The following is a 23,642-nucleotide window of genomic DNA, read 5'->3' as shown; positions in this document are numbered from 1 at the left end:
TGGGGCGCTCTGTTCTGGATAGCGGTCAGTGAAAGGTGTTACCCGCTGTGAAACCAGCCCAGGGTAATCGTCGCCACCACGATGTAGCGCCCGCCCTTGGCCAGGGTGACCAGCAGCAGGAAACGCCAGAAGGGTTCGCGCATGATCCCGGCGATCAGCGTGAGCGGGTCGCCGATCACCGGCATCCAGCTCAGCAGCAGCGACCACTGCCCCCATCGCTGGTAGCGCTGCTGTGCGCGCTCGAGCTGGCTGGCGCTGAACGGGAACCAGCGCTTGTCGCGCAGGTGCTCGATGCCCCGGCCCAGCAGCCAGTTGACGACAGAGCCCAGCACGTTGCCCAGGGTTGCGATCAGCAGCAGGGTGGCCCAGGCCTCGGGCTCGCGCAGCAACAGGCCGACCAGCACGGCTTCCGATTGCAGCGGCAGCAGCGTGGCGGCGCCGAAGGCGCTGAAGAACAGCGCCCAGAGGCTGAGCATCAGTAGTTGGCGACCACGGTGTCCTGGCCGTCGCGGGTAACGCCGATGACCTGGTAGGCATCCTTGTGGTCACCCATTTCCATGCCCGGCGAGCCCATGGGCATGCCGGGGACGGCGAGGCCCTTGAGGTCGTCGCGCTTGGCCAGCAGGCGCACCTGTTCGGCCGGCACATGGCCTTCGACGAACTTGCCGTTGATCACGCCGGTATGGCACGACGCCAGGCGCGGCGCCACGCCCAGGCGCTGCTTGACCGCGCTCATGTTCGGTTCGACGTGGTCATTGACGGTGAAGCCGTTATCGCTCAGGTGCTTGATCCATTCCTTGCAGCAGCCGCAGTTGGGATCGCGGTACACGTCGATGGTTTCGCCAGCCTGGGCCAGGCCGGTGATGGCCAGCAGGCCGAGGGTGAGCAGGTGTTTGCGCAGCATGGTGAAACTCCTGTGAAACAAATACATCGTGTTGGTCGGTGCGCACTACTGACCCTGTGGGAGCGGGTTTACCCGCGAAAGCGTCAGTGAAGCCATTGCCGCTTTCGCGGGTAAACCCGCTCCCACATGGACCGCGCTAACCTCGAGGCAAGCATCGTACCTGTGGGAGCTGGCTTGCCAGCGATGAGGCCAGCATTGACAACATAAGACAGTTGCTCCCACAGGGCCGGCGTTCAGCCTCAAAAGCGTAATCGAACCCCGGCCACTAGTCTGGTCTGGCCAATGTCTTCGCCATCTTCCCGGGCCTGATCGGCGCGGTTGCCGTGCAGGCGGTTGAAGCTGACCCCGACGTAGGGCGCAAAGCCGCGGGTGATTTCGTAGCGCAGGCGCAGGCCCACTTCGCTTTCGGCCAGGCCCGAGCCCTGTTCGCGGCCAGCGTCGTTGCGCCCGAAGAAGTTGGCTTCGACGGTCGGTTCGAGGACCCAGCGATTGGTCAGCAGCATAGCGTAACCGGCCTCCAGGCGCAGCGCGGTCTGCTGTTGCTCGCCGGCGTAGGCGGTGGCCTCCAGTTCCAGGCCATACAGCGGCGTGCCCTGGATGCCGAAGGCCGCCCAGCTCTGGCCGCTGGCGGGTTTGAAGTCCTGGCGCACGCCGCCGACCAGCTCCCACCAGGGGCTGATGGCATGCCCCCAAAGGGCCTGCAGTTCGGCTTTGTGGGTCTTGCCTTGTTCACGCTCGCCTTCGGTGCGCAGCCATAGGCGGTCGATGTCGCCACCCACCCAGGCCGTGGCGTTCCAGTTCAGCGCGCTGCTGCTCTCGAAGTTCTGGTACTCCAGTTGATCGACGATCACTGCCCAGTTGATGGCGCGGTCGTGTACCTGGTGGCCGGGCAGCGGCGGGAAGGCGGCGCGGCGGTCGGCGTCGGTGATCACCGGCAACGGGGTGCGGGGTTGGGTGCTGGCGGGCGCGCCGTGATTCATCTGGCCATGGTCCATCTTGCCGTGGTCCATGGGCATGGCAGCATGGTTCATCTGCCCGTGGTCCATGGGCATGGCGCCATGGTTCATGTGTTCCATCCCGGCGGCCAGCGCCCGCTCGCTGGCCAGCAGGGCGAACAGGGCGACGCCGGTGGCAATGCGGCGGTTGGTCATCTCATTCATCGACGCGTACCTCGCGGAACATGCCGGTCTCCATGTGGTAGAGCAGGTGGCAGTGGTAGGCCCAGCGGCCCAGGGCATCGGCTGTGACGCGGTAGCTGCGCCGGCTGCCCGGCGGCATGTCGAGGGTGTGCTTGCGCACCAGGAAACGCCCCTGTTCATCCTCAAGGTCGCTCCACATGCCGTGCAGGTGGATGGGGTGGGTCATCATGGTGTCGTTGACCAGGGTGATGCGCACCCGCTCGCCGTACTTCAGGCGCAAGGGCTCGGCGTCGCTGAACTTGATGCCGTCGAACGACCAGGCGAAGCGCTCCATGTGCCCGGTCAGGTGCAGCTCGATGTCCCGAGAGGGTTCGCGGCCGTCCGGGTCGGGGTAGGGGCTGCGCAGGTCGGCGTAGGTCAGCACCCGGCGGCCGTTGTCGCGCAGGCCCAGGCCCGGGTCGGAAAGATTGGGCCGCGGGGCCATGGTCTGCATGTCCACCAGCGGGTTGTCGGTTTCGCTGGCAGGATGCTGCTGCATGCCCGACATGCCCGACATGCCCGACATGGCTGAATGCTCCATGCCTGCCATATTGCCGTGGTCCATGGTGGCCATGTTCGAATGATCCATGCCGGCCATGCTGCCGTGGTCCATCCCGGCCATGTTCGAATGATCCATTCCGCCCATCCCGCCATGGCCCATGTCATCCATGGTCAACACCGGGCGCGGGTCGGGCGCGGGCACCGGTGCCTGCAACCCGGCTGCGCGGGCCAGGGTGCCGCGGGCGTAGCCGGTGCGGTCCATGCTCTGGGCATACAGGGTGTAGGCCGGCAAGTCGCCTACGGTCACCAGCACGTCATAGGTCTCGGCCACGGCGATGCGCAGCTCGTCAACCGTCACCGGGGTGACCGGCAGGCCGTCGGCGGCAATCACCGTCAGTTTCAAACCAGGGATGCGGAAGTCGAAGTAGGTCATCGCCGAGGCGTTGATCAGGCGCAGGCGCACGGTTTCGCCGGGCTGGAACAGGCAGGTGAAGTTGCCGTCCGGCGGCTGGCCGTTGAGCAGGTAGGTGTAGCTGGCAGCGCTGATGTCGGCCAGGTCGGTCGGGCTCATGCGCATTTTGGCCCAGGCCCAGCGATTGTCTGCCGCATTGGCGAAACCCTTGTCTGCCACATCGTCGATGAAGTCGCCGACCGTGCGCTTGTTGTAGTTGAAGGCGTCGGACTGCTTCTTCAGCGTCGCCATCAGCGCTTGCGGCGCCTGGTCCGACCAGTCGCTGAGCAGCAGCACATGGTCGCGCTGGTACTGATGCGGCTCGGGTTCGCGCGGTTCGATGACGATGGCACCGTACACCCCGGCCTGCTCCTGCAGCCCGGAATGGCTGTGGTACCAGTAGGTGCCACTCTGCTTCAGGGTGAACTGGTACAGGTAGTCGCCGCCCGGTTCGATGCCGGCGAAGCTCAGGCCCGGCACGCCGTCCATGTTGGCCGGCAGGATGATGCCGTGCCAGTGGATCGAGGTGTCCTGGTCCAGGCGGTTGCGCACCCGCAGGGTCACGGTGTCGCCTTCGCGCCAGCGCAATTGCGGGCCGGGCAGGCTGCCATTGATGGTCAGCGCGGTGCGTGGTTTGCCGGTGATGTTGACCGGGGTCTGGCCGATGAACAGCTCGAACTGCTGGCCGCTCAGGTCGTGCAGCGGCAGGCGGCCCTCGGCGGCCTGGGCCAGCGGGCGCCACAGGCCGAGGCCGGCCAGGGCGGTGGCGGCGCCCAGGCCCTTGACGAAGGTGCGACGGGTGGGGGTAGGTGGCATGGCGTGGTCTCGGTGGTGGCCGTCGCCCCCCATCGCGGGGCAAGCCCGCTCCCACGTGGGAGCGGGCTTGCCCCGCGATGGCCTGCGAACAGCCCGAAGATGAGCCACGATCCTCGCCGCCAGCGCCTGTCAGTCACCTGAGGCGTGCATTACAGATTTGTCAGGCAGGCGCCTCGGCGTTGTCCAGGTCACGCATCAGCAGGCCGAACTCCAGCGACACCTGCTCGGGGATCGGCAGGTACACCACGTGGCCATCGCCGGGTGCCACTTCGATTGCCTGCTGCTGGCGGTCGTGCAGGCGGTGCAGGTCGAAGTGGTAGTTGCCACGCGGAGTCATCAGCTCCAGGTGGTCGCCCACGGCGAAGCGGTTCTTCACTTTCACTTCGGCCAGGCCGTCAACCCGCACGCCAGTCAGCTCGCCCACGAATTGCTGGCGCTCGGACACCGAATTGCCGCGCTGGTAGTTCTGGTACTCGTCGTGCACGTGGCGGCGCAGGAAACCCTCGGTGTAGCCGCGCTGGGCGAGGGATTCGAGGTTGCCCATCAGGCCTCGGTCGAACGGCCTTCCGGCCACCGCGTCGTCGATGGCCTGACGGTATGACTGCACCGCACGGGCACAGTAGAAGTGCGACTTGGTGCGGCCCTCGATCTTCAGCGAGTGCACGCCCATCTGCGCCAGCCGCTCGACATGCTGGATGGCGCGCAGGTCCTTGGCGTTCATGATGTAGGTGCCGTGCTCGTCCTCGAAGGCCGGCATCTCTTCGCCCGGGCGGTTGCTCTCCTGCAGCAGGAACACCTGGTCGGTTGGCGCACCCAGCCCCAGGGTCGGTTCGAATTCACGCACGATATCGCCGGTGGCGTTCTCGGTGGCCGGGGTGGCCTGGTACTTCCAGCGGCAGGCGTTGGTGCACGAGCCCTGGTTGGCGTCGCGCTTGTTCAGGTAGCCCGACAGCAGGCAGCGCCCGGAGTACGCCATGCACAACGCGCCGTGGACGAACACTTCCAGTTCCATCTGCGGCACCTGCTGGCGGATCTCTTCGATCTCTTCCAGCGACAGCTCCCGCGACAGGATCACCCGCGTCAGCCCCATCTGCTGCCAGAACTGCACGCTGGCCCAGTTCACCGTGTTGGCCTGCACCGAGAGGTGGATGGCCATCTGCGGGAAGTGCTGGCGCACCAGCATGATCAGCCCCGGGTCGGACATGATCAGCGCGTCCGGGCCCATTGCGATCACCGGTGCCAGGTCCCTGAGGAAGGTCTTGAGCTTGGCATTGTGCGGGGCGATGTTGACCACCACGTAGAAGCGCTTGCCCTGGGCCTGGGCCTCCTGGATGCCGCGTGCCAGGTTGGCGTGGTCGAATTCGTTGTTGCGCACCCGCAGGCTGTAGCGCGGCTGGCCGGCGTACACCGCGTCGGCGCCATAGGCGAAGGCATAGCGCATGGTCTTCAGGGTGCCGGCGGGGGCCAGCAGTTCGGGCTTGGCGGGTGAGGTCATGGGTGCGCACCAGGGGCAAAAGGCGCGGATGCTACGGCGGCGGCGCTGCGGCGGTATTGATCTGGGTCAACGGCACTTTTGCCGTTATGGCGCGCACTAAAGTGTTGAGCCCCTGAGGAATGCCCATGAACGAGACCGTGTTGCAGAACAAGGCCCTGACTGCGCTGCTGGCGCTGGTGACCATTGCCTTCATCTGGATTCTCTTGCCGTACTTCGGCGCAATCTTCTGGGCGGTGGTGCTGGGCATCCTCTTCGCGCCCTTGCAGCGTCGTCTGCTGCTGCGCCTGGGCGGGCGGCGCAACCTGGCGACGTCACTGGCCCTGGTGGTCTGCCTGCTGATCGCGGTGCTGCCGGTGATCATCATCAGCATGCTGCTGGTGCAGGAGGGCGCGGCGCTGTACCAGCGCGTGGAGAGCGGCCAACTGGACATTGCCGGCTATATCGAACGCGGCAAGGACATGCTCCCGAACTATGCCCAGCATGCCCTGGACCGCATGGGCATGGGCAACCTCGACGGTCTGCGCGACAAGATCACCAAGTGGGCCACCCAAGGCAGCCAGTTCCTTGCAGGGCAGGCATTCAGCTTCGGGCAGGGCACCTTCGAGTTCCTGGTGAGCTTCGGCATCATGCTCTACCTCTTGTACTTCTTCCTGCGCGAAGGCGCAGAGGTGGCGCGCAAGGTACGCCAGGCCGTACCGCTGCCCGAGCAGCAGAAGCGCCGTTTGCAGCTGAAGTTCAAGCGCGTGGTACGGGCCACGGTCAAGGGCAACCTGCTGGTGGCGATTACCCAGGGCGCATTGGGCGGGTTGATCTTCTGGGTGCTGGATATCCCCAGTGCGCTGATCTGGGCGGTGCTGATGGCGTTCCTGTCGCTGCTGCCGGCGGTGGGCGCGGGGATCGTCTGGGCGCCGGTGGCGGCCTATTTCATCCTGACCGGGGCGACCTGGCAGGGCATCGTGCTGACTGCCTTCGGGGTACTGGTGATCGGGCTGGTGGACAACCTGTTGCGGCCGATCCTGGTGGGCAAGGACACGCGCATGCCGGACTACCTGGTGCTGGTGTCCACCTTGGGCGGGCTGGCGGTATTCGGACTCAATGGCTTTGTGATCGGGCCGTTGATCGCGGCGTTGTTCGTGTCCAGCTGGGCGATCTTTGCCTCGACCAAGCCGCAGGTGCAGTTGCCGTGAGTCATCCGCCTTCCGCCAGGCGCAGACCACGCGGGCCAGGCAGTACCAGATTACCGCTGCGGACCAGATGGAAACGTTCCAGCCCTGGCACCAGGGCGTTGATCAGGCTGATTCCCTGGGCGCCCCGAAACACTTCGCAGATGCCCACCTGATGACCGTGCCGATTCAAGTCGTCCACCAGCGCCTCTAGTTGTTGGGTGACCGTCTGTGCGGGCAGCGGTTCCGGCAAGGCGCAGTCGCGGCTGTTATCCAGCAGGGCGGCAATATCGAGCTGCTGGCAGCGTTGCAGTCTTGGCCAGGTCGCCAGTGCACCCGCTGCCTGCTGCAACTGCTGACGGCCCTGTGGCAACCGGCTGTTGAGTTGCAGCTGTACCAGCTCGCTCAAGGCACGCTGTATACCGTGCCAGGTGTCGAATGAGGCGCCGCAGCCGACCACGTTGGCCTGCAAGGGCGAGGCCGGGCGAAGGCACAGGGCCAGGAAGCTGCGGCTGGCGAATTCGTTGCTGATGTCCAGCACGGCGATGGGGCTGTCCAGGCAGCGTTCGGCCTCGCCCCATAAGCGTGATAGCGCCGAGCTGGCCGCTGGGCGCAGCACCTGCAGCACGGCTTCGCGGCGCTGGTAGTAGAAGTGGCGCAGCATGAACAGCGATAGCGCATCGCGTTCGATGATCTGGTTCAGGGCGTGCAGCACAGCCTCGTCGCGGCTGGCGCCGATTGCTGCGCCATCGTTGCTGCTGTAACGCCTGAGCCCACGGTGGTCGAAGTCGTCACCTGGCAGGGCCTGGTCGGCGTAATCAGGGAGGGTGACGCCAAGCGGGTAGTCGAACAGCGGCTTGGCGTGGATGTCGGTGTAGCGTTGGCAAGCCAGGTATCGGTCGGGCTGGGCCTTCAGCCAGGGCAGCAGGAAGTCGCCTTGCAGGTGTGCCTGGCGGGCCAGGCTGACGGTGCTGCGCACGTGCAACGGGCGTGGCTGGTGCTCGTCGAGGTAGTGCTCTAGTGCCTCGAAGCGTGCGCCTACACGGGCTTCCTCGAGCCCCCCCTTGCCGCTGCCTTGAGCAATCCTGCCGGTCACCGCGTCGCTCAGGCTTATCAGTACCGAGCCGAGGCCCTTGCCCAGGACTGTTTCTTCAAGGTGCAAGCCAAGCAATGCCAGTTGCTCTTCGACGCGTACTTTGGCCACGTCCAGGCTGTATTCGCGTTCGGCAGGTCTGTTCATGAGGGCTTCTGTTCCAAGAGGGGCATAGGGCAGACCAGTTGGTAGAACTGGAACAACTGCAAGGAGCCGGGGACCTCGGCCAGGCTGCTGGCGACTTGCAGGCCAAGCCGGCGCGCCTGCCGCTCGACGTCGAACAACACACTCGATTGGCCGAACACCAGGGCCATGCCGCCGGGGCGGACTAGGCCGGTAAGATGCTCGAACAGTGCAAGGGCGCAAGCGCGCGTCATCATCTCGGCGTTCAGGAAGCGCAGGATCAGCACGTCGCAACTGCCCGCAGGCATGATTGGCGCATTGGCGTCGGCGACCTCGAAACTCAGGTTCGGCAACCGATGGCTGGCGGTCGCATGGTCGATCATTGCCGCAGAACGATCCGCGCCCACGCAATGAGTGGTTGGCAGTGCGCGTGCCAGCGCGGCGATGAAGGTGCCGGTAGAGCACGCCGGATCATGAATGATTGCGCCGGGGCGCAGGCGGCCTGCGAGCAGGGCGATGCTGGTGTCGCGAAAGTGCTGTTCCTGGCGGTCCAGGTGCTTGGCCAGATTTTGCGGGGCATCCCAGAAGCAGGGGGGCGCGACCTGCTCCCGGCATTGGCTGTCCAGTTCCGGAAACGGGAAATGGATCCTGTGGCTGGAAGACGTGAGTGCTCGCTGGAACAGCGCCTGGCATTGGCTGTCGGTCAGCGGCTGGTATCGGCAGTGCCAGCCCTGCTCGTCCCAGCGCGCTTGCAGCAGTGTGCCCAGCAGCATGTCGGGTGTCAGGCGGCTATCCAGCTCGCCGTTGGCGCCCGGTACCCTACGCCCGAGGTGCTCGATACCGTCGACCCGCAGCAGGAACAGGTTGTTGAGCCCGGGGCCGACTGGCTCGTCTATTCGGGCGCTCGATGTGATGCCGACTTGCTCCATGGCGGGCAAGGCAAGCACGCAGGCCAGGTGTCTGGCCTGGGCCTCGAACAATTCGCGGTTGATGGGCCTTTCGGTTGCTGATGGCATGGGGGCTCCCGGGCGCAAGGTGGCCTGTTGGCGCACCTTGCGCAAGCACGTTACTCGTCGTTCAGTTGCTGTTTCTCGTGCTCAGCCAGGTGCTGCGCATCGATCTGCTCAGGCTGGACCTGGGAGGGTGCCTGGGTGATGGCCTCGGACTGTTCTTCGTGTTGGGAGTTGAATCTGATACCCATGTAGGTGCCCATCTTTGATTCTCCGTACAAGTAGTGGTGCAACGACCATTTCGTTGCCGTTGGAATTCTTGCGAATCACCACCGCCTGTTTAAATGGGAGTTATTTCCCTCTGCCTTGGCGCCAGACAGGAATGCGGATGGGGTAGGGGAACGCAGGAGGGCGTAAACCGGTAGCGCACTGTGGGATAAGGCCTCGGCATGCGTGGCTTGTGTAACTGCCGAGGCTGCATTTGCAGATGAAAAAATACTTAGGATCAGGGAGTGCTGACGCAGGCGTGTAAGTTTTGTTCAGTGCCGAAGCGGGAATGGCCTCAAGCAGGCCGGTATTGTTTACCCAGGCCTGTAAGTCAAACCTTGCTCGATAGGCGTTACGCCGCGCCTAGGTGAAATAAATCCATCAAGGCGCGTTTTCAGCGCAGACCGATGGCCTAGCGGAAGCTGTATGAAACGCCCAGATAAGCGGCGAAACCTTCCCCCGGCGTCGAACGGGCGACATCCTTGCCGCCATCGTCATACCCCGGCGTCACTGTCGCTGCGTAGCGCTTGTTGGTCAGGTTGCGCAGGTCCAGCCAGGTCTGCCAGTCACGTTTCGGCGAATCCCAGCCCAGCCGCGCGCCGAGCAGGGCGTAGGCGTCGGCGGGGTAGCTGTTGGCATAGTCCACCTGCACCTTGGAGGCCATCTGCGTATTTACCCCGGCGTAGAAACCGCTCGGCCAGTCGTAGCGCAGTTCGGCCTGGTAGTAGTGCATGGGGATGCCGGGCAGGCGGTTGTCGCCGAACTTGTCGTCGTCGCGGTAGTGGAAGTCGCTGAAGGTATAGGCCTGGCGCAGGCTGAGCTTGCCAGTGCCAGGCTGCTCCCAGAGGGTGCTGTCCAGGCCGGCTTCGACGCCCTGATGCACCGTGGGGCTGGCGTTGAACTCCTTGGGCAGCGCCCCTTGCACGATCTCCACGGCCAGCAGTTCATGGCGAACCTGCGAGTAGTACCAGGCCAGGTCCCATCGGCCCAGCGCCGAATCGCCGCGTGCGCCCAGTTCCAGGGTGGTGGCGGTCTGGTTCTGCATCTCGATCGGCTGGGTCGTCGAGGTCGAGCTCCAGACCAGCGACCACGGGTGCGGCGGCTCCACCGAACGGCTGAGGTTGCCGTACACCTGCAGGTCCGGGCGGATGTCGTAGCGCAGGCCCACGCGCGGTGCGAAGTCCCAGTCGTGCTGGCTGACCTTGCCGCCCGTGGCGGGATAGCTGACGTCGCTCTCGCGACGGGTGTAGATCGCTGCAAGCCCGGTGGTGAGCCACAGGTCGGGGATCAGCTCGAGGTCGTTGCCCACATGCAGCACGGTGTCCGAGCCCTGGTAGCTGAAGTCGCGGCTGCGGGCGCCGAAATTGTCGCCGCCGCTGCGGGCGAACTGCGAGGCACCGCTGTTGGGCAGGTGCTTGGTGGTGCGCCAGCCGACCGTGGTCTTGCTCTCGTGGCCGAACAAGGTGTCGCGACGCATGTAGTTCAGGGTGCCGCTGACATCGGTGTAGGCGACCTTCAGGCGCATCGGGCCTTCGCGCAGGTCCATGGGGAAGTCGTGATAGACCAGCCCGGCCTCCAGGCGCGAATCGTCATCGAGGAAGAAGGTGGTCTTGTTGCCCACCCAGGTGCTGCCCGGCTGCGGGCGGCTGTCGTCGCGGGCCAGGTAGGCGGCGTTGGCCGCGCGCGGGTGGTGCTTGATCTGGTCTTTGGTCAGGCGCCCGGCCAGGTCGTTCTCGGTTTCCCGGTAGCGCAGGTAGAAGCGCGTTTCCAGGTTCGGGTTGAAGCGGTAGCCAAGGTTGGCGGCGATGCCCTTGGCGCTGCCGCTGCTGTGGGCCTGGTAACCGTCGTATTCCGAGTCGGTCAGGGCCACGTAGTAGTCGAGGTTGCCCAGCACCTGGCCGCTGCTGACATGCCGGTGCTGGTAGCCACGGCTGCCGACCTCGTAGCGCACCTGCAAGGGCGCGGCATCGTAGCCGGTATGGGTGACGTAGTTGATCGCCCCGCCGAGGGCCAGCGAGCCCTGGTCGAAGCCGTTGGCGCCGCGCAGCACTTCGGCGCGGCTCAGCCACAGCGGCTCGAACAGTTCATAGGGGGTGCCACCTGGGCCGGTCAGCGGCAGGCCGTCGAACATGGTGTAGACGCCGGAGCCGTGGGCGCCGGGCGCACGGTTGATGCCCGAGCCGCGGATCGACAGCTTGATGCCGTCGTTGCCGGCCGACTGGGCGAACACCCCAGGCTGGTAGGCGAGCACGTCCTGGTTGCTGGCCACCCGGCCCTGGCCCACCTTGTCCATGTCCACCAGGTTGCTGGCGCCGGGGATTTCGCGCAGACGCTCGGCGGCGGCTTCCAGTTCGGATTGCTGCTGGCCCTGGATCAGCACCTGGTCGAGTTCGACGCGGTTGGCGGCCTGGGTGGTGCTGGCGACGAACAGGGCCAGCAGGGAGTAGGGCAGGGTGGGGCGCATGGGGGGCGAGGTTCCAGATCGAGTGCGGGAGTCTGACGCTGCAAAAGGCAGACGAAGCACAGTGGTCGATCTGTAAACCGCAGTCGCTTCTTCGCGGGTAAACCCGCTCCCACAGGATCACCACTGATTGCAAGGTAAGTGGTGAACCTGTGGGAGCGGGTTTACCCGCGAAGAAGCCCGTGATTTCCTTCAGGCAAAAAGAAACCCCGCCGAGGCGGGGTTTCTTTCACATCGTCCAGCCGATCAACCGATCAGTTGCAGGCCAGCCTGTTGCACCATTTCCAGCAGTGGCTGCGGGTACACACCCAGCACGAAGGCGAGAATGGCGATGGCCAGCAGCATCACGCCGCCGGTGCGCTGTTCCCACTTCAGCGGGGCGTCGTGGCGACGCAGGTTCGGCTCGACCAGGTACAGGGTGACCATGACGCGCAGGTAGTAGTACACGCCGATGGCACTGCCCAGCACCAGGGCGCCGACCAGCCACCACAGCTGCGACTCGACACCGGTGGCAATGATGTAGAACTTGCCGATGAAGCCCGCAGTCAGCGGGATACCGGCCAGCGACAGCATCATCACGGTCAGTACCGCGGTCAGGTACGGACGGCGCCAGAACAGGCCGCGGTACTCGTACAGGGCGTCGGCGTCACGGCCGGCGTAGGGCGAGGACATCAGGGTGATCACGCCGAAGGCGCCGAGGCTGGTGATCACGTAGGTGACCAGGTACACACCCATGGCTTCCATGGCCAGGCCCTTGCTGGCAACCAGGGCGATGACCAGGTAGCCGAAGTGGGCGATGGACGAGTAACCGAGCAGGCGCTTGAGGTTGCTCTGGGTCAGCGCCAGCAGGTTGCCGATCAGGATCGAGGCCACGGCGATGACCGCCAGTACGGTGCTCAGCACGCCGCTGCTGGCGGCAGGGGAGAGCATGAACAGGCGCACGACCACGGCGAACACCGCGACCTTGCTGGCGGTGGCCAGGAACGCGGCCACCGGCGCCGGGGCGCCTTCGTACACGTCCGGGGTCCACAGGTGGAACGGCACCAGCGACAGCTTGAACGCCAGGCCGACCAGCATCATGCCCAGGCCCAGCTGGGCCAGCAGGCTTGGCATGCTGGTGGCGGCCAGGGCCTTGCCCAGCTGGTCGAAGGTCAGGCTGCCGGCGTCGGCGTACAGCAGGGCCATGCCGAACAGCAGGAAGGCGGAACCGGCGGCCGACAGCACCATGTACTTGATGCCGGCTTCCAGCGAGCGCTTGTTGAAGAACGCATACGCCACCAGGCCGTAGACCGGCACCGACAGCAGCTCCAGGCCGATGAACAGGCCGGCCAGGTGGTTGGCGCTGACCAGCACCAGGCCGCCCAGTGCCGACATCAGCAGCAGCAGGTAAAGCTCTTCACGGTTGCCCGGGAAGCCCTTGGAACCTTCGCCCAGATAAGCGTGGGCGAGGGTCACGCAGGCCAGCGTCGCCACCAGCACGATGGCCATGTACAGGCAGGCGAACTTGTCGATGGTGACCAGCGAGGTGACCGCCAGCGGTGCAACTTTGAGTGCCGGCAGGATCGACAGCAGGGCCAGGTTCAGGCCCACGGTGGACAGCAGGAACGTCTGCGAGTGGTTGCGCTTCCAGGCGATCGCCAGCATCACCACCACCGTGGTGATGGTGGTGATCAGCATCGGCGCCAATGCGATGAAGTGTTGAGTGGTGAATTCCATAGCGCTCTTACCGGGCCGAAGCGAGTTGAGTGAAAGCGGAACCGAGCCACTGCTGCACACCGCTCATGGTGGCGGCAGAGGTGTCGAGGAACGGCTGCGGATACACGCCCAGCAGGATCAGCAGGCCAGCCAGGCCCAGCACCATGATCATCTCGCGGGTGTCCATGCCGGCCAGTACGGTGTCGGCCTTGGCCGGGCCGAAGTAGGCGCGGTGGATCATGATCAGCGAGTAGACCGAACCGAACACCAGGCCAGTGGTGGCAATCACGGTGATCCACGGCACGTGGGCGAAGCTGCCGATCAGGATCAGGAACTCACCGACGAAGTTGCCGGTGCCTGGCAGGCCCAGCGACGCGGCGGCGAAGAACAGGCTGATGGCCGGCAGGTAGGCGATGCGGTGCCACAGGCCACCCATCTGGCGCATGTCACGGGTATGCAGGCGCTCGTACAGCTGGCCGGACAGGATGAACAGCGCGGCGGCCGACAGGCCGTGGGCCAGCATCTGGATCACCGCGCCTTGCAGGGCCTGCAGGCTGCCGGAGTAGATGCCGATCAGCACGAAGCCCATGTGCGAGACGCTGGAGAAGGCGATCAGGCGCTTGATGTCGGTTTGCGCGAAGGCCAGGAAGGCACCGTAGAAGATACCGATCAGGCCCAGGGTCATGGCGATCGGCGCAAACTCGGCCGAGGCATTCGGGAACAGCGGCAGGGCGAAGCGCAGCAGGCCGTAGGCCGCGGTCTTCAGCAGGATGCCCGCCAGGTCCACGGAACCTGCGGTCGGTGCCTGGGCGTGAGCGTCAGGCAGCCAGGAGTGGAACGGTACCACCGGCAGTTTCACCGCGAAGGCGATGAAGAAGCCCAGCATCAGCACGTATTCCACGCCAGCCGGCAGTTCGGCCTTGAGCAGGTCGCTGTAGTTGAAGGTCAGCACACCGGTGGTGTTGTAGTTGACCAGCACCAGGCCAAGGATCGCCACCAGCATGATCAGGCCGCTGGCCTGGGTGAAGATGAAGAACTTGGTCGCCGCGTAGATCCGGGTCTTCTTGCCGTCCGACGAACTGTGACCCCAGAGCGCGATGAGGAAGTACATCGGCACCAGCATCATTTCCCAGAAGAAGAAGAACAGGAACAGGTCCAGGGCCAGGAACACACCGACCACGCCGCCGAGGATCCACATCAGGTTGAGGTGGAAGAAGCCGACGTGGCGCTGGATCTCTTTCCACGAGCACAGTACCGACAGCACGCCGAGCAGGCCGGTCAGCAGGATCATCAGCAGCGACAGGCCGTCCAGGGCCAGGTGCACGCTGATGCCGAAGCGCTTGATCCACTCGAACTTGTATTCGAGGGCCCAGTGCGGTTCGGCGCCTGGCGCCGGGGCCAGGGTGTAGTCGCCGTTAGCCCACAGCCACAGGCCGATGCCGAGCAGCAGGGACATGGTCAGCAGCGCGATCCAGCGGGGCAGGGTGGCGCCGAAGCGCTCACCCAGCCAGCACAGGAGGCCGCCGATGAAGGGGATCAGGATCAGCCAAGGCAAAATCATGACGGGTTGGTTTCCTTTGGCAAAGTCGCAAGGTTCTTCATAGTCATACCGCAGCCACTACCACGGCGCCCAGCACCAGCACGGCGCCGACGGCGATCGAGGCGGTGTACCAACGCAGCTGGCCGGTCTCGGTCTTGCTCATGGCGACGTTGCCGCCGCGAGCCATCCGTGGGATCAGGCCGATGCTGCGGTCCACCGGGTCCTTGCGCAGGATGTGGCAGATCAGCAGGTAAGGTTTGACGAACAGCTTGTCGTAGATCCAGTCGAAGCCCCAGGCGGCGAACCACCAGGCCGACAGGACGCGACCGATACCACTGTTGGCGATGCTGCTGACAAAGCGACGCTTGCCCAGGAACAGCAGGGCCGACAACAGGATACCGGCGATGGCGATGGCGCCCGAGGCGATCTCCAGCGAGTGCTTGGCTTCGCCACCGGCGTGGCCGGCGCTCTCAGGCAGCACGCCTGCCAGCGGCGGGTGGATCCAGGCGCCGATGAAGGTCGACAGCACGATCAGCACACCCAGCGGCAGCCAGTGGCTGATGCCGTGGCCGGCGTGGGCTTCGGTCTTGGCTTCGCCGTGGAAGGCGATGAAGATCAGGCGGAAGGTGTACAGCGAGGTCATGAAAGCGCCGACCAGGCCGGCGTACAGCAGGCCGGTGTTGCCGCTGGCGAAGGCTTCCCAGAGGATCTCATCCTTGGAGTAGAAGCCCACGGTCAGGATCGGCAAGGCGGCCAGTGCAGCGCCACCGACCACGAAGCTGGCATAGGCCAACGGCAGCTTCTTCCACAGGCCGCCCATCTTGAAGATGTCCTGCTCGTGGTGGCAGGCAACGATCACCGCACCCGAGGCAAGGAACAGCAGGGCCTTGAAGAAGGCGTGGGTCATCAGGTGGAAGATCGCCGCGTCCCAGGCACCTACGCCCAGGGCCAGGAACATGTAGCCGATCTGGCTCATGGTCGAGTAAGCGAGGATACGCTTGATGTCGGTCTGCACCAGCGCGGCGAAGCCGGCCAGCACCAGGGTCACGCCACCGACCACGCCCACAAGATGCAGGACGTCCGGGGCCAGCAGGAACAGGCCGTTGGTACGGGCGATCAGGTACACGCCCGCGGTCACCATGGTTGCGGCGTGGATCAGTGCCGAAACCGGGGTCGGGCCCGCCATCGCGTCGGCCAGCCAGGTCTGCAGCGGCAGCTGGGCCGATTTACCGACCGCGCCACCCAGCAGCATCAGGGTGGCCAGGACCATCCAGGTGTCACCGGCCTGGAACTTCTGCGGTGCCAGCACCAGCAGTTCCTGCACGTTCAGCGTGCCCAGCTGGGCGAACAGGATGAACAGGCCGATGGCCATGAACACGTCGCCGATGCGGGTGACGATGAACGCCTTGAGCGCCGCGTTACCGTTGTTGCGGTTGCTGTAGTAGAAACCGATCAACAGGTACGAGCACAGGCCCACGCCTTCCCAGCCGAAGTAGATGAACAGCAGGTTATCGCCCAGCACCAGGAACAGCATGCTGGCGATGAACAGGTTGGTGTACGAGAAGAAGCGCGAGTAACCGGCTTCGCCACGCATGTACCAGGAGGCGAACAGGTGGATCAGGAAGCCGACACCGGTGACCACGCCCAGCATGGTGACCGACAGGCCATCCACGTACAGGGTGAAGTTCGGCGCGAAGCCGTCCACCGACATCCACTGCCACAGCAGCTGGCTGTACGCACCGCCCTCAGGCGGGGCGACGTTGAACTGCCAGATCACGTAGGCGGCGGTGGCCGCCGACAGACCGACCGAGCCGACGCCGATCAGTGCGGACAGGTTCTCCGAGAACCGTCCACGGGAGAACGACAGCAGCAGGAAGCCGATCAGGGGGAATACGAACGTCAGGAAGATAAGGTTCATCCGCGCATCTCACTGGCAGCATCGATGTCGAGAGTGTGGAAGCGGCGATACAGCTGCAGCAGGATCGCCAGGCCAATGCTGGCTTCGGCGGCTGCCAGGCTGATCACCAGAATGAACATCACCTGGCCGTCGGGCTGGACCCAACGGGCACCGGCGACGATGAACGCCAGGGCAGAGGCGTTCATCATGACTTCCAGGCTCATGAGCACGAAGAGGATGTTGCGGCGGACCATCAGGCCAACCAGACCTAAGCAGAACAGGATGCCGGCGACCGCCAGACCATGCTCGAGAGGGATAGCACCCATGATTTACTCCTTCGCCTCGTTGCGGCCCAGGTGGAAGGCGGTGACGGCTGCCGCGAGCAGCAGCATCGAAGCCAGTTCGACCACCAGCAGGTACGGCCCGAACAGGCTGATGCCGACTTCCTTGGCGCTGACGGTGGTACCGCTGATGGCGGCGCCCGACGGGCTGACGAACAGCACGTACAGCAGCTCCAGCAGCAGCAGGGCGGCGAGGATCACCGGCCCCGCCCAGATGCCGGGCTTGAGCCAGCCGCGTTCCTGGGCGACCGAGGCCGGCCCGAGGTTGAGCATCATCACCACGAACACGAACAGCACCATGATGGCGCCGGCGTAGGCGATCACTTCCAGGGCGCCGGCGAACGGCGCACCGAGGGAGAAGAAGATCATCGCCACGGAAATCAGCGAGATGATCAGGTAGAGCAGGGCGTGCACCGGGTTGGTGCCGGTCACCACGCGAAGCGTGGAAACAACGGCGACACCGGATGCGAAGTAGAAAGCGAATTCCATCTTTCTGTCCTTATGGGAGCAAGCTCTTCACGTTGATCGGCTCGGCTTCGTTCTGCGCAGAGCCTTTCGGCTTGCCAGCGATGGCCATACCGGCAACACGGTAGAAGTTGTAGTCAGGGTTCTTGCCGGGGCCGGAGATCAGCAGATCTTCTTTCTCGTACACCAGGTCCTGACGCTTGAACTCGGCCATTTCGAAATCCGGGGTGAGCTGGATCGCGGTGGTCGGGCACGCTTCTTCACACAGGCCGCAGAAGATGCAACGCGAGAAGTTGATGCGGAAGAACTCGGGGTACCAACGACCGTCCTCGGTCTCGGCCTTCTGCAGCGAAATGCAGCCGACCGGGCAGGCCACCGCGCAGAGGTTGCACGCTACGCAGCGCTCCTCGCCGTCGGGGTCGCGGGTGAGGACGATGCGGCCGCGGTAGCGCGGCGGCAGGTACACGGGTTCTTCGGGGTACTGCAGGGTGTCGCGCTTGCGGAACCCGTGGGAGAACACCATCACCAGGCTGCGCAGCTGGGTGCCGGTGCCCTTAACGATGTCGCCGATATACTTGAACATGGGTCAAATCCTCACTGGGCCGCGACGGCTGGCGTGTTGTAGAGCACGATCGCAGCGGTCACCAGCAAATTGATCAGGGTCAGCGGCAGGCAGAACTTCCAGCTGAAGTCCATCACCTGGTCATAGCGTGGGCGCGGGATCGAGGCGCGCAGCAGGATGAACAGCATGATGAAGAACGCGGTCTTCAGGGCGAACCAGAAGAACGGCAGCTGCGGCAGCAGGTCGAACGGACCGTGCCAGCCACCGAAGAACAGGGTGACCAGCAGCGCCGAGATCAGGATGATGCCGATGTATTCACCGACGAAGAACATGCCCCATTTCATGCCGGCGTATTCGATGTGGTAGCCGTCGGCCAGTTCCTGTTCCGCTTCCGGCTGGTCGAACGGGTGACGGTGAGTCACGGCGACGCCAGCGATGAAGAAGGTACAGAAGCCGAAGAACTGCGGAATGATGAACCACAGGTTCTGGGCCTGGTATTCAACGATGTCGCGCATGTTGAACGAGCCCACCTGCACCACCACGCCCATCAGCGCCAGGCCCAGGAACACCTCGTACGAGACGGTCTGCGCCGAAGCACGCAAGCTGCCCAGCAGGGCGTACTTGTTGTTCGACGACCAGCCGGCGAACAGCACGGCGTAGACCGAAAGGCCGGCCATGGCGAAGAAGAACAGCAGGCCGATGTTCAGGTCGGCGACGCCCCAGCCCGGGGTGATCGGGATGATCGAGAAGCCGATCAGCAGGGCACTCATGGCCACGACCGGCGCCAGGGTGAAGATCATCTTGTCGACGAAGGGCGGGTTCCAGTCTTCCTTGAAGAACATCTTCAGCATGTCGGCAGCGATCTGGAACATGCCGAACGGGCCGACGCGGTTCGGACCGTAGCGGTCCTGCCACCAGCCCAGCAGGCGACGCTCGACGAAGCTGAGCAGCGCGCCGCAGACCACCACGGCCAGCAGCACCACGATGGCCTTGACGACCTGAATGATCACGTCGATCACTTCGGGGGTGAACCAGCTCATTGTGCTGCCTCCTGCAGGCCTTCGACGGATGCACCGAAGATGGCGGGCGGAATGCCTGCCAGGCCTTTGGGCAACGCAACCAGGCCAGCGCCCAGCTCTTCATTGATACGCAGCGGCAGGCGCAGCGACACACCGGCCACGTTCAGGCTCAGCATCGCGCCGTCGTTGACGCCCAGGCGGTCGGCTTCGGACTTGGCCAGGCCGACGTAGGCGGCCGGGATGCGCTCCTGCACCGGGGCGGCGCGCGAGGAGCTCTCTTCGCTGCCGAACAGGTGGAAGAACGGTACGGCGGTCCAGGTGCCACGGGCCGGGTTGAACGCGCCAGGGATGGCGGTGAACCAGCTCAGGCGGTCGCCTTGGGATTCGATCAGGCGCACGCCCGGGTCACCGGCACGCAGGTGGCCACCGACCTCGTCCTGGAACTTGTTCCAGGCTTGTGGCGAGTTCCAGCCCGGCGACCAGGCGAACGGCACCTGCTGACGCGGTTCGGCCGAACCCGAGTAGCCTTCCATGGAGAAGGCGAACGCGGTGTCCTTGTCCTGCGGGGTGCGCGGCTCGTGCACGCTGATGTTGGCGCGCATGGCAGTACGGCCCGAGTAGCGCAGCGGCTCACGGGCCAGCTTCATGCCCTTGATGCGGAACGCGGCGCTTGGTGCGGCGTTGACGATGCCGGCCAGTTGCGGGGCGGCTTCGGCGCAGGCGCTGGTGACGTGATCCAGCTGGGTCCAGTCCACCGGCTTGTTGAGCAGGGTGGCACGCAGGGCGTGCATCCAGCGCCAGCCTTCGTGGATCTGGATGCTGCTGTCCAGGTATTGCGGGTCGAACACCTGGAAGAAGCGCTGGGCACGGCCTTCCTGGCTGACCAGGGTACCGTCGCCTTCGGCGAACGAGGCGGCTGGCAGTACCAGGTGGGCCCGGTCGCTGGTGGCGGTCTTGGAGTGGTCTGCGACGATTACCACTTTGGCCGCGGCCAGGGCGGCGTCGACCTTGGCGGCCGGTACGCGGGCGTACAGGTCGTTTTCCAGCACGACGATGGCGTCGGCCTTGCCGCTGATCACCGCGTCCAGCGCGGCGTCGATGGACTCACCGCCCATCATCGCCATGCCGAGGCTGTTGGCCTCAGGCACGACCAGGCTCAGCGAGCCGTTCTTCTCGCGCAGCTTGAGGGCCTTGGCGATGTTGGCGGCGGCTTCGATCAGCGCCGGGTCGGCCAGCGAAGTACCGGCGACGATCAGTGGGCGCTGGGCAGCGACCAGGGCGTCGGCGATACGCTGGGCCAGGGCCTTGGCGTCGCTGTCCAGGCCTTCGACGGCCGGGGCGCTCGGGTCGATGGCGTGGGCCACGGCGAAACCGATGCGGGCCAGGTCGGCGGGAGCGGCGTGTACACACTCTTCGGCAACGTCGTCCAGCTTGGTTTCAGCCAAGGATGCGATGAACAGCGGGTACAGCGCGTGCTGGCCGATGTTCTTCACCGCGGCGTCCAGCCAAGGCTGTACGCGCATGGCGTCGGCCATGGCTTCGGCCTTGCCCTTGGTGGCCTGGCGTACGGCCAGGGCGACACGGGCGGCAGTTTGGGTGAGGTCTTCACCGAGCACGAACACCGCGTCGTGGTCTTCGATGTCGCGCAGGGTCGGCACCGGCAGCGGGCTGTTGTTCAGCACGTTCAGCGCCAGGCGCACACGGGCCAGTTCACCGGCTTCCATACCCGAGTAGAAGTACTCGGCGCCGACCAGCTCACGCAGGCCGTAGTTGCTTTCGAGGCTGGCGCGTGGCGAGCCGATACCGACGATGGTGCGGCCGCGCAGCAGGTCGGCGGCCTTGTCCAGGGCGGCGTCCAGCGACAGCTTGGTGCCGTCTGCCAGCAGCGGCTGGCGTGGGCGGTCGCTGCGGTTGACGTAGCCATAGCCGAAGCGGCCACGGTCGCACAGGAAGTACTGGTTCACCGAGCCGTTGAAACGGTTCTCGATGCGGCGCAGTTCGCCGTAGCGCTCACCCGGGCTGATGTTGCAACCGCTGGAGCAGCCATGGCAGATGCTTGGAGCAAACTGCATGTCCCACTTGCGGTTGTAGCGCTCGGAGTGGGTCTTGTCGGTGAACACACCGGTCGGGCAGACCTCGGTGAGGTTGCCGGAGAACTCGCTTTCCAGCACGCCGTCTTCAACGCGACCGAAGTACACGTTGTCGTGGGCGCCGTACACACCCAGGTCGGTGCCGCCGGCGTAGTCCTTGTAGTAGCGCACGCAGCGGTAGCAGGCGATGCAGCGGTTCATCTCGTGGGCGATGAACGGGCCGAGGTCCTGGTTCTGGTGGGTACGCTTGGTGAAACGGTAGCGGCGCTCGTTGTGGCCGGTCATTACCGTCATGTCCTGCAGGTGGCAGTGACCGCCTTCCTCGCACACCGGGCAGTCGTGCGGGTGGTTGGTCATCAGCCATTCGACGACGCTGGCGCGGAACGCCTTGGACTCTTCATCGTCGATGGAGATCCAGGTGCCGTCGGAGGCAGGGGTCATGCAGGACATGACGATACGACCACGGGTGTCGTTCTCGTCGGTGTACTGCTTGACCGCGCACTGCCGGCAGGCGCCGACGCTACCGAGCGCCGGGTGCCAGCAGAAATAGGGGATGTCGAGGCCGAGTGACAGACACGCCTGTAACAGGTTGTCCGCACCGTTGACTTCGAGCGCTTTGCCGTCTACGTGGATAGTGGCCATTGTTCAAAGTTCTTCGTTGGCCCGCGTGAGCGGGCGTGGCTAATGGAAATCGGTGAGCCTGCGGCCAGCCACGAGTCGTTCGGGCCGGCCAGCGGGCTGGCGGATGGCACGGACCATCCGCTGTTTCATCTTGTTATGCGCCGACCACGATCGGCTTCGCCAGGTTCGGGCGCAGGGTGCCAGCGCTTTCTGGCGCCACACCGGCCTCGAACTCCGAGCGGAAGTATTTGATGGCACTGCCCAATGGCTCGACGGCACCTGGTGCGTGAGCACAGAAGGTACGGCCTGGGCCGAGGAAGTTGACCAGACCCAGCAGGGTCTCGATGTCTTCGGCGCGGCCCTGGCCTTTCTCCAGGGCGCGCAGCATCTTCACGCTCCACGGCAGGCCGTCACGGCACGGGGTGCACCAGCCGCACGATTCGCGGGCGAAGAACTCTTCCATGTTGCGCAGCAGCGAAACCATGTTGACGCTGTCGTCCACCGCCATGGCCAGGCCCGTACCCATACGGGTGCCGACCTTGGCGATGCCACCGGCGTACATCTGCGCATCGAGGTGCTCGGGCAGCAGGAAGCCGGTACCGGCGCCGCCTGGCTGCCAGCACTTGAGCTTGAAGCCGTCGCGCATGCCACCGGCGTAGTCTTCGAACAGCTCGCGGGCGGTGACGCCGAACGGCAGCTCCCACAGGCCAGGGTTCTTCACCTTGCCGGAGAAGCCCATCAGCTTGGTGCCGTGGTCTTCGCTGCCTTCACGGGCCAGCGACTTGTACCAGTCGTTGCCGTTGGCGACGATGGCCGGCACGTTGCACAGGGTCTCGACGTTGTTCACGCAAGTCGGCTTGCCCCACACGCCGACGGCGGCAGGGAAGGGCGGCTTGGAGCGCGGGTTGGCGCGGCGGCCTTCGAGGGAGTTGATCAGTGCGGTTTCTTCACCGCAGATGTAGCGCCCGGCACCGGTGTGCACGAACAGCTCGAAGTCGAAGCCCGAACCGAGGATGTTCTTGCCCAGAAGGCCTGCGGCCTTGGCTTCATCGATGGCGCGATTGAGGTTCTTCGCCGCGGTGGTGTATTCGCCACGCAGGAAGATGTAGCCGCGGTAGGCCTTGAGTGCGCGGGCGCTGATCAGCATGCCTTCGACCAGCAGATGGGGCTGTTGCTCCATCAGCATGCGGTCTTTCCAGGTGTTGGGCTCCATTTCATCCGCGTTGCACAGCAGGTAGCGGATGTTCATGGATTCGTCTTTGGGCATCAGGCCCCACTTCACGCCAGTGGGGAAGCCTGCGCCGCCACGGCCCTTGAGGCCGGAGTCCTTGACGCTCTGCACGATGTCGTCGGCGGACATGTCGGCCAGCGCCTTGCGCGCGGCGGCATAGCCGTTCTTGGACTCGTACTCGGCAAGCCACACCGGCTCGCCGTCGTCACGCAGGCGCCAGGTCAGCGGGTGGGTTTCGGCGCTGCGCGCAATGCGGTTGGCCGGGCCGAAGGAAGTGATGGTCATACGTAACCCTCCAGCAGCTTGCTGACGCCGGCAGGTTGCACGTCGCCAAAGGTGTCGTCGTCGATCATCAGCGCCGGGGCCTTGTCGCAGTTACCCAGGCAGCACACCGGCAGCAGGGTGAAACGCCCGTCGGCGGTGGTCTGGCCGAGGCCGATGCCCAGCTCGCTCTGGATCTGGCTGACCACGGACTCGTGGCCGCCGATGTAGCAGACCATGCTGTCGCATACACGGATGATGTGGCGGCCAACCGGCTGGCGGAAGATCTGGCTGTAGAAGGTGGCCACACCCTCGACGTCGCTGGCAGGGATGCCCAGCACTTCGCCGATGGCGTAGATGGCGCCGTCCGGCACCCAGCCGCGCTCTTTCTGCACGATCTTGAGGGCTTCGATGGACGCCGCGCGCGGGTCCTCGTAGTGGTGCATCTCGTGCTCGATGGCCGAGCGCTCGGTTTCGCTCAGGGCGAAACGGTCGGTTTGGATAAGCGTGCTGTTCAT

At 65.0% G+C, this 23,642-nt stretch carries 20 protein-coding genes; 1 reads left to right on the top strand and 19 read right to left on the bottom strand.

What is annotated here, in order from left to right:
• Window positions 1-38: 38 nt before the first annotated feature.
• The 5 genes from EJA05_RS18850 to trhP form a co-directional block, all read right to left on the bottom strand.
• Complete coding sequence (locus tag EJA05_RS18850; protein ID WP_125859396.1) at window positions 39-476, bottom strand: YqaA family protein; 438 nt, start codon at window positions 474-476, stop codon at window positions 39-41.
• Window positions 476-904, bottom strand: a complete 429-nt coding sequence (locus EJA05_RS18845; protein WP_110993948.1) for a DUF411 domain-containing protein — start codon at window positions 902-904, stop codon at window positions 476-478. The genes EJA05_RS18850 and EJA05_RS18845 overlap by 1 nt, the downstream gene beginning before the upstream one ends.
• Before the next feature lie 239 nt (window positions 905-1,143).
• Window positions 1,144-2,064 (bottom strand): copper resistance protein B, encoded by a 921-nt coding sequence (locus tag EJA05_RS18840; RefSeq protein WP_125859395.1) that lies wholly within the window; start codon window positions 2,062-2,064, stop codon window positions 1,144-1,146.
• Window positions 2,057-3,850 carry a copper resistance system multicopper oxidase gene (locus EJA05_RS18835; protein ID WP_125859394.1) on the bottom strand — a complete coding sequence of 598 codons (1,794 nt, stop codon included), beginning with the start codon at window positions 3,848-3,850 and terminating at the stop codon, window positions 2,057-2,059. The genes EJA05_RS18840 and EJA05_RS18835 overlap by 8 nt, the downstream gene beginning before the upstream one ends.
• Before the next feature lie 160 nt (window positions 3,851-4,010).
• The gene (gene trhP, locus EJA05_RS18830) at window positions 4,011-5,345 is read right to left on the bottom strand and encodes a prephenate-dependent tRNA uridine(34) hydroxylase TrhP (RefSeq protein WP_125464793.1); all 1,335 of its coding nucleotides are present in this window, start codon (window positions 5,343-5,345) and stop codon (window positions 4,011-4,013) included.
• A gap of 125 nt (window positions 5,346-5,470) precedes the next feature.
• On the opposite strand from trhP, the gene EJA05_RS18825 reads away from it, so the two are divergent.
• A complete protein-coding gene (locus EJA05_RS18825; RefSeq protein WP_125859393.1) occupies window positions 5,471-6,532 on the top strand; it encodes an AI-2E family transporter in 1,062 nt (353 codons plus the stop codon).
• Window position 6,533: 1 nt separating this feature from the next.
• On the opposite strand, the gene EJA05_RS18820 is transcribed toward EJA05_RS18825, so the two are convergent.
• From EJA05_RS18820 to nuoE, 14 genes are all read right to left on the bottom strand, one after another.
• Window positions 6,534-7,748 (bottom strand): YcaO-like family protein, encoded by a 1,215-nt coding sequence (locus EJA05_RS18820; RefSeq protein ID WP_125859392.1) that lies wholly within the window; start codon window positions 7,746-7,748, stop codon window positions 6,534-6,536.
• Window positions 7,745-8,740, bottom strand: coding sequence for a class I SAM-dependent methyltransferase (locus EJA05_RS18815; RefSeq protein WP_125859391.1), 996 nt, complete (start codon window positions 8,738-8,740; stop codon window positions 7,745-7,747). Before EJA05_RS18815 ends, EJA05_RS18820 begins: the two co-directional genes overlap by 4 nt.
• 50 nt (window positions 8,741-8,790) lie before the next feature.
• Window positions 8,791-8,925 (bottom strand): hypothetical protein, encoded by a 135-nt coding sequence (locus tag EJA05_RS28615; RefSeq protein WP_258642464.1) that lies wholly within the window; start codon window positions 8,923-8,925, stop codon window positions 8,791-8,793.
• Window positions 8,926-9,353: 428 nt separating this feature from the next.
• Window positions 9,354-11,405, bottom strand: a complete 2,052-nt coding sequence (locus tag EJA05_RS18810) for a TonB-dependent receptor family protein (RefSeq protein WP_125859390.1) — start codon at window positions 11,403-11,405, stop codon at window positions 9,354-9,356.
• A 243-nt stretch (window positions 11,406-11,648) separates the two neighbouring features.
• A complete protein-coding gene (gene nuoN / locus EJA05_RS18805; RefSeq protein WP_110993942.1) occupies window positions 11,649-13,118 on the bottom strand; it encodes an NADH-quinone oxidoreductase subunit NuoN in 1,470 nt (489 codons plus the stop codon).
• 7 nt (window positions 13,119-13,125) lie between these two features.
• The gene (gene nuoM, locus EJA05_RS18800; RefSeq protein ID WP_125859389.1) at window positions 13,126-14,658 is read right to left on the bottom strand and encodes an NADH-quinone oxidoreductase subunit M; all 1,533 of its coding nucleotides are present in this window, start codon (window positions 14,656-14,658) and stop codon (window positions 13,126-13,128) included.
• Between the two features lie 43 nt (window positions 14,659-14,701).
• Window positions 14,702-16,555 carry an NADH-quinone oxidoreductase subunit L gene (nuoL, locus tag EJA05_RS18795; protein ID WP_110993940.1) on the bottom strand — a complete coding sequence of 618 codons (1,854 nt, stop codon included), beginning with the start codon at window positions 16,553-16,555 and terminating at the stop codon, window positions 14,702-14,704.
• A complete protein-coding gene (nuoK, locus tag EJA05_RS18790; RefSeq protein ID WP_008096201.1) occupies window positions 16,552-16,860 on the bottom strand; it encodes an NADH-quinone oxidoreductase subunit NuoK in 309 nt (102 codons plus the stop codon). Before nuoK ends, nuoL begins: the two co-directional genes overlap by 4 nt.
• Before the next feature lie 3 nt (window positions 16,861-16,863).
• Window positions 16,864-17,364 (bottom strand): NADH-quinone oxidoreductase subunit J, encoded by a 501-nt coding sequence (nuoJ, locus tag EJA05_RS18785; RefSeq protein ID WP_110993939.1) that lies wholly within the window; start codon window positions 17,362-17,364, stop codon window positions 16,864-16,866.
• Between the two features lie 10 nt (window positions 17,365-17,374).
• The gene (gene nuoI, locus EJA05_RS18780; protein ID WP_011534620.1) at window positions 17,375-17,923 is read right to left on the bottom strand and encodes an NADH-quinone oxidoreductase subunit NuoI; all 549 of its coding nucleotides are present in this window, start codon (window positions 17,921-17,923) and stop codon (window positions 17,375-17,377) included.
• A gap of 11 nt (window positions 17,924-17,934) precedes the next feature.
• On the bottom strand, window positions 17,935-18,942 hold the full coding sequence (gene nuoH, locus EJA05_RS18775; protein WP_110993938.1) for an NADH-quinone oxidoreductase subunit NuoH: 1,008 nt from the start codon (window positions 18,940-18,942) through the stop codon (window positions 17,935-17,937).
• Window positions 18,939-21,653, bottom strand: coding sequence for an NADH-quinone oxidoreductase subunit NuoG (nuoG, locus tag EJA05_RS18770; protein WP_125859388.1), 2,715 nt, complete (start codon window positions 21,651-21,653; stop codon window positions 18,939-18,941). Before nuoG ends, nuoH begins: the two co-directional genes overlap by 4 nt.
• A 133-nt stretch (window positions 21,654-21,786) precedes the next feature.
• On the bottom strand, window positions 21,787-23,148 hold the full coding sequence (gene nuoF / locus EJA05_RS18765; RefSeq protein WP_125859387.1) for an NADH-quinone oxidoreductase subunit NuoF: 1,362 nt from the start codon (window positions 23,146-23,148) through the stop codon (window positions 21,787-21,789).
• Window positions 23,145-23,642 carry an NADH-quinone oxidoreductase subunit NuoE gene (nuoE, locus tag EJA05_RS18760; protein WP_012313767.1) on the bottom strand — a complete coding sequence of 166 codons (498 nt, stop codon included), beginning with the start codon at window positions 23,640-23,642 and terminating at the stop codon, window positions 23,145-23,147. The genes nuoF and nuoE overlap by 4 nt, the downstream gene beginning before the upstream one ends.

The sequence above is a fragment of the Pseudomonas oryziphila genome, from assembly GCF_003940825.1.
Classification (GTDB): Bacteria; Pseudomonadota; Gammaproteobacteria; order Pseudomonadales; family Pseudomonadaceae; genus Aquipseudomonas; species Aquipseudomonas sichuanensis.
This window is presented reverse-complemented; position numbering and strand designations above follow the sequence as displayed.